This is a genomic window from Candidatus Cloacimonadota bacterium (genome assembly GCA_034722995.1).
Classification (GTDB): Bacteria; Cloacimonadota; Cloacimonadia; order JGIOTU-2; family JGIOTU-2; genus JAGMCF01.
The window spans coordinates 60,373-66,784 of record JAYEOL010000026.1; the positions used below are offsets into that span (position 1 = coordinate 60,373).

Consider the following 6,412-nt stretch of genomic DNA (forward strand, 5'->3'; position numbering starts at 1 on the left):
CTTCTTTGACTTCACTTAGTAAGGAAATCTTATTTTCTATCTTCTTTAATCTTTCAGAACAAAGCTTGATTAATTTAATGCCTTCTTCATAATATTCTAAAGATTTTTCAATATCAACATTCCCCTCTTCTAATAAATCAACTATTTCTTGTAATCGTAATAAAGCTTTTTCAAATTTTATTTCTGCCATTTTTTACCTTTCTATAATTACTAATAAAATTCCATCTGAAACAGTAATAGAAAACTCTTCCTCGGTTGTAATATTACTAATACCTCTACTACTTGAACGATATATTTTCTCATTATTGAGAGGAAATTTCAATGCCGATGTTTCTTTAACTATCGTAAAATCTGTAAGCGAAATAAGAGAAATATTTTCGCCGATTCTGGCAGGTATATAAACCTTGTCTGTTACGACATAAATTTCGTTTTTGACATTTAAAAAATGAAATTTAAGACCTTGATTTATAAATTTCTCTATAAGAAAAATATTGGCTAATGAGTGGCCAAGCCTACCATCCACAGCATTAACTAATGTAACATCATTGTATCCATTCTGTGAACAGAATTCAATAGCAAGCTCAGTGTCGCTTTTGTCTTTATCAACAGGAAATTTTCTTACATCGGATTTTCCCTTTAACAAACTTAGATATTCGGGCAAAATAGAGTCAAAATCACCGATCAGGACATCGGGGATAATCCCATTTCTACAGAGATAATTTGCCCCTCCATCTGCTGCTATAATAATCCCGGATAAATCAATATCTAAAGTAAAATTATTATTCTGATAACTAATGGGATTATTACAGAAAATAAAAGCCTTTTTCAATTAATTTGCACTCTATCAGTTAATTATTATTTGATAAATTATGAGAGATATTTTCTATCAACAAAAATTGTGGATTTTTTCTTATTGAAATAATTTAAAGGATTTTTTGTTTTACCGTAAAATCTCACTTCATAATGCAGGTGAGTGCCAGTTGAGCAACCGGAATTGCCCATCTGCCCGATAATCATATATTTGGTTACACTATCTCCTCGTTCAACTAACTGTTTGCTGAGATGCGCATAATATGTTGTATATCCATAACCATGGTCAACTAAGATGTATCTTCCGTAGTCTTTATCATATCCGGTCTCTCTTACCTTTCCATCAGCAGTAGCATATATAAAGGTTCCAAATTTATTGGCTATATCTGCCCCATGATGAAAATGACGAATTTTCGTTAAAGGATGTATTCTCCAACCATAAACATCAGAAATCCTACCCTTTGCGGGTCTCACGGATGGTGTATGATTGAAAATCGTATTTTTTACAGTAAGAAATTTTGTAATCTCCTTATAACTACTAACTTCAAAGTCAATCTGGCGATTGAATAAATCCATCTTCTCAAGTAACTTATTATGCAAATTAAACAGGTCTTCATCAAAAGTATAGAAAGTGGAATCAATATATTGTATACCACCAATACCCATTTGTCTGATATCATTGTCAATTGGACGCATACTTTCTAATCTACGAACAGCTTTGTCTCTATCCTGGAGATTTTCCAGCTTGAACTTCATTGTGTCTAACAAAGCATTTATTTTAGTCATCTCATTTTTCAACTGAGTATTATGTTCATTTAACCTTATCATCTTTTCCTGGTCTAATTTATTATTAATGTATAAATAAGTCATTACACCACATAGAATTAAAAAAAGAAAAATAAAAATGAATGTCATCGTTGCTGATATTTTTGAAAATTGGATACTTCTTACACCAGAAGATGAATTACTTGTTACTAAAATATGCCAAATTCTTCTATTAGACATAATAATTTGCTTTAAACAACCTCTTTTTTAATATAACTTAATTTTATTTTAAAACCTTATTATGTCAAGTTTTACAGTATATTATACGATTCCTTTAATAAATGTAATCAAGTAACATTTGTTTAAGGCTTACTAAATTCTTGACATAATGAATAAACTATTATCTTTTTAGATAATAATCTTAAGGAAAATTATATATGAAAGGTAATATTAAAATAGGCTTGATTTTTATCGGGATTTTCAACCTCTAACGGTTATGTCCAAAAATCTGTTTAACCGCGATGGGGTAGCCTGTTGCGGTTTTTTTTATTGAATAGAAACCAGCCACGAACATGCACTAACTATCACAAACTAAACTTTAATAAAAAATAAAAAAGTTTGTGTAAGTTCGTGTTAGTTGGTGGCTAATAATCTTTTGGAGAAAAATATGTATAAACAAATTGATATAAAAGAAAAACCAGTAGATTTGGAAAAAAGAATTCGGAAATACTGGAAGAATAAAAATATTGCCAAAAAAAGCGAAAGTGTCCGTGAAGGCTCTCCGAAATATATCTTCTATGAAGGACCTCCAACAGCAAATGGTTTGCCAGGAATTCACCATGTGATTAGCAGAGCATTAAAAGATGTTGTTTGCCGTTATAAAACAATGTGTGGATTTCAGGTAAAAAGGAAAGCTGGCTGGGATGCTCACGGTTTGCCAGTTGAAATAGAGGTTCAGAAGGAATTAGGTTTCAATACAAAAAAGCAAATTGAAGAATATGGAATTGAAAAATTCAACCAGAAATGTCGGGAATCTGTATTTAGTTATGAAAAAGAATGGCGTGAGATGACAAATCTTTTAGGTTACTGGTTAGATATGGATAATCCATATATTACTCTCACAAACGAATACATTGAATCTGTCTGGTGGCTTTTAAATAAATTCTGGAAAAAAGGGATGATTTATGAAGACAATAAAATCGTGCCTTATTGCCCAAGTTGTGGAACACCCTTATCCAGCCATGAAGTTGCACTTGGATACCGTGAAGTAGAAGACCCATCTGTATTTGTAAAGTTTAAAGTTAAAAGTAAAAAGTTAAAAGTTAAAAACAATAATATTTATTTTCTTGCATGGACAACTACTCCGTGGACTTTGATTTCCAATGTGGCACTTGCGGTTCATCCTGACCATAAATATGTAAAAATTCAAAATGGTGAAGAGTATTTGATCTTAGCAAAAGAAAGATTGGATACAATCAAAGGTGATTATTCAATAATTGAGGAATACAAAGGTTCTGATTTAAAAAATATTGAATATGAACAATTATTCCCTTTTGTTATTCCTGATAAGAAAGCATTCTATGTAGTTTTGGGAGATTATGTTACTATGGAAGACGGAACTGGTATCGTTCATACAGCTCCCGCGTTCGGTGAAGATGACTATAAAACCGGCAAAAAATATGAATTACCTTTTATCAAACCTGTAAACGAAGAAGGTAAATTTACTAATAAAATTACAGATTGGGCTGGACTATTTGTAAAAGATGCTGATAAATATATCATCAAAGATTTAAAAGATAGAGGACTTCTTTATGATAGAACTCAGATAAAGCACACATATCCCTTCTGCTGGAGATGTAACAGCCCACTTATATACTTTGCTCGGAAATCATGGTATATAAAAACAACCGCATTTGTTGATAAAATGAAGGAAAATAATGCCAAAATCAACTGGTATCCAAAATATGTTGGCGAGAAACGGTTTGGAGATTGGCTTGATAATAATGTTGATTGGGCATTAAGTCGTGATAGATATTGGGGAACACCTCTAAATATTTGGATTTGTGAAAATTGTAAAACTCAGGATTCGCCTGATTCTATCAAAAGTTTGATAAAAAAAGGAAAGATGCATAATGGAAGTCCTGTGCCTGAAGATATTGAACTCCATCGTCCTTATGTTGATGATATTGAATTTACCTGTCCTAAATGTGGGGGGAAAATGCATCGCACACCAGAAGTAATTGATTGCTGGTTTGATTCCGGCTCAATGCCTTTTGCACAATGGCACTATCCTTTTGAGAATAACGATATATTTGACACCGAGCTTTTCCCTGCTGATTTTATAGCAGAAGGAATTGACCAGACAAGAGGCTGGTTCTATACTTTGCTTGCTATTTCAACCTTTATAAAGGGAGTTTCTTCATACAAGAGCTGTCTGGTTAATGACCTTGTTTTAGACAAGAATGGTATAAAAATGAGCAAGTCAAAAGGTAATGCGGTAGATGTATTTTATATCTTTCATAAATATGGAGCGGATGCAACTCGCTGGTATATGCTTGCAGTCAGCCCACCGTGGACACCAACAAGATTTGATGAGGAAGGAATAAAGGAAGTTAATAATAAATTCTTCGGAACTCTAAAGAATGTCCTGTCATTCTTTGTTACTTATGCAAATATTGATAATTTTGTTTACGATAATTATAAGATTGATGCCAAAAATAGACCAGAGCTTGACCGCTGGGTTATCTCAAGGCTAACTTCAATAATTAAAAGTGTAACAGAATTTAATGAAAAATTCGACCTTACTCGCTCTGTTCGTCTAATTCAAAATTTTATTATCAATGATGCAAGTAACTGGTATGTTCGTCGTATTAGAAAGCGCTGCTGGGCACCAGGAATGGAAGATGATAAAATCTCTGCATATCTGACTCTTTATGAAATACTGCTAAATGTATCTAAACTTTGTGCACCTTTTGCTCCATTTGTTTCAGAAGAAATTTTTAGAATACTTACTGAAAAAGAGAGCGTTCATCTTGAGGAATTTCCTGAATATGATGAATCACTTTCCGCCAGAGGTGGATCCTTCGGAATTAATAAAAAATTAGAACACGATATGAAAAATGTGATAGATATTGTAACTCTTGCTCGAGCAGCAAGAAATGAGGTACAGATTAAGATAAGACAGCCTTTGAGAACTCTTTATCTGCCTGAAAAATTCAAGGATGTTGTTGAACGAATGAAATCATTGGTTGTTGAAGAAATCAATATTAAAAATATTGCTTATGTTTCTGATAAAAAACAATTTATAGATTATGAAGTAAAACCAAATTATAAAGTTCTTGGACCAAAATATGGCAAGCATCTTCCCCATATTGCTGAAGCATTAAAAAATATGGATGCCAATCATATAGTTGATGAAATCAATAAAAATGGCTTTTATCATCTTGATATAGAGAATGTTGAAATCAAACTAACTGCTGAAAGTTTGGATATCATAACTCATAATAAAAAGAATTTTGTCTTTGAAGAACAAACAAATGTGTTTATCGCTCTAAATATACAACTTGATGAAGAATTGATTTTGGAAGGTTATGCAAGAGAACTGGTTAATAAAATTCAGTTTATGAGAAAAGAGAATGATTTTGATATTATGGATAGAATTAAGATCTTATATTTTTCTGCTGATGGTGAGATAAAAAGAACTTTTGAGCAGTTTGGAGATTATATTAAAAGTGAAACTTTGGCTGTGGAACTTGTTTCTCTGGATAGCTCAGATAATATGAAGAAATGGGATGTGAATGGGAAAGAAGTGTTTCTTTATTTGGAAGTGGTAAGATAGATTTAATTGTTGCTAACTGTCTACAAATTTCGCAAACTAATTTTATACATCAATCTTAACCCCCACAGGACAATGGTCTGAACCCATCACATCCTGGAATAACAAAGTATCTTTTTCTTAATTAAAATATTCTATTTTAAACGATAAATCTCTTTTCTATGACCAATGGATACAATTTCAACTCGCTTTTTCTTTTCATCAATTTCATAAAGAATTCTATAATCTCCAACTCTAATTCTATAGCCTTCTCTACCTCGCAGCTTTTTTACATTTGAAGATTTTGGGTTTTTCTTAAGAGAAAGCAACCGCTTAATTATCCTATCATGAATTTTCAAAGGTAGATGACTTAATTCCTTTTCTGCTGATCTTTTTAGATATATTTTATAATTTTGTTGTCTTATCATTTTCGTTCGGCTAGATAATCTTCCAATGGCCTTGACGGTTCATCATGACGTTGCACAAGAATCATTGTATCAATCAGGTCTTCCCTGAATTCTTTATCAACAAAGAGCTTTTCAATAAAAATATGTCGTTCTTTTTTGGGAAGACTCCTAAATGCTAACCAGAAGACATCAGCTTTTGCCTCTGAAATTTCCATTGCTTACCACCTTTAATTGTATAATTTATTCTTAAGTGAGTATTACATAGATTTGAAAATATTTATTATATTTGTTAACACTTAATATACTGAAATAAAAGTCAAGTTTTTCATCCAATTCAAAAATCAGATTTTAAATAGTAATCTCTACCCCCACAGGGCAATGGTCTGAACCCATTACATCGGATAATATAAAGGCATCTTTTAATCTATTTCTTAAGACTTTTGATATTCCGACATAATCAATACGCCATCCGATATTCTTTTCTCTCGCGTGGAACATATAACTCCACCAGGTGTATTGTCCTGGTTGTTTGTGAAATTCTCTAAATGTATCTATAAATCCTGCTTGCACAATATTTGTAAATCCCGCTCGTTCTTCATCAGTAAAACCTGCATTC

At 32.0% G+C, this 6,412-nt stretch carries 7 protein-coding genes; 1 reads left to right on the forward strand and 6 read right to left on the reverse strand.

Annotated features, from left to right (window positions below):
- From xseB to U9R23_03680, 3 genes are all read right to left on the reverse strand, one after another.
- A partial coding sequence (gene xseB / locus U9R23_03670) for an exodeoxyribonuclease VII small subunit (protein MEA3475527.1) occupies nt 1-190 on the reverse strand: 190 nt, incomplete at its 3' end.
- 3 nt (nt 191-193) lie between these two features.
- Complete coding sequence (locus U9R23_03675; protein ID MEA3475528.1) at nt 194-829, reverse strand: thiamine diphosphokinase; 636 nt, start codon at nt 827-829, stop codon at nt 194-196.
- Nucleotides 830-867: 38 nt separating this feature from the next.
- The gene (locus U9R23_03680) at nt 868-1,815 is read right to left on the reverse strand and encodes a M23 family metallopeptidase (GenBank protein MEA3475529.1); all 948 of its coding nucleotides are present in this window, start codon (nt 1,813-1,815) and stop codon (nt 868-870) included.
- Between the two features lie 427 nt (nt 1,816-2,242).
- On the opposite strand from U9R23_03680, the gene ileS reads away from it, so the two are divergent.
- Complete coding sequence (gene ileS, locus U9R23_03685) at nt 2,243-5,413, forward strand: isoleucine--tRNA ligase (GenBank protein ID MEA3475530.1); 3,171 nt, start codon at nt 2,243-2,245, stop codon at nt 5,411-5,413.
- A 131-nt stretch (nt 5,414-5,544) separates the two neighbouring features.
- On the opposite strand, the gene U9R23_03690 is transcribed toward ileS, so the two are convergent.
- The 3 genes from U9R23_03690 to U9R23_03700 form a co-directional block, all read right to left on the reverse strand.
- Nucleotides 5,545-5,817, reverse strand: coding sequence for a type II toxin-antitoxin system RelE/ParE family toxin (locus tag U9R23_03690; protein ID MEA3475531.1), 273 nt, complete (start codon nt 5,815-5,817; stop codon nt 5,545-5,547).
- Nucleotides 5,814-6,011: a hypothetical protein gene (locus U9R23_03695; protein MEA3475532.1), complete on the reverse strand. Its 198-nt coding sequence runs from the start codon at nt 6,009-6,011 to the stop codon at nt 5,814-5,816. The genes U9R23_03690 and U9R23_03695 overlap by 4 nt, the downstream gene beginning before the upstream one ends.
- A gap of 133 nt (nt 6,012-6,144) precedes the next feature.
- Nucleotides 6,145-6,412 (reverse strand): exodeoxyribonuclease III (locus U9R23_03700; GenBank protein MEA3475533.1); only part of this gene is annotated, 268 nt, incomplete at its 5' end.

What these genes read in the sequence shown, in the direction of transcription:
- ileS (MEA3475530.1), top strand. Translation starts at nt 2,243, where the DNA reads ATGTATAAACAAATTGATATAAAAGAAAAACCAGTAGATTTGGAAAAA.
- U9R23_03695 (MEA3475532.1), bottom strand. Translation starts at nt 6,011, where the DNA reads ATGGAAATTTCAGAGGCAAAAGCTGATGTCTTCTGGTTAGCATTTAGG.
- U9R23_03690 (MEA3475531.1), bottom strand. Translation starts at nt 5,817, where the DNA reads ATGATAAGACAACAAAATTATAAAATATATCTAAAAAGATCAGCAGAA.
- U9R23_03680 (MEA3475529.1), bottom strand. Translation starts at nt 1,815, where the DNA reads ATGTCTAATAGAAGAATTTGGCATATTTTAGTAACAAGTAATTCATCT.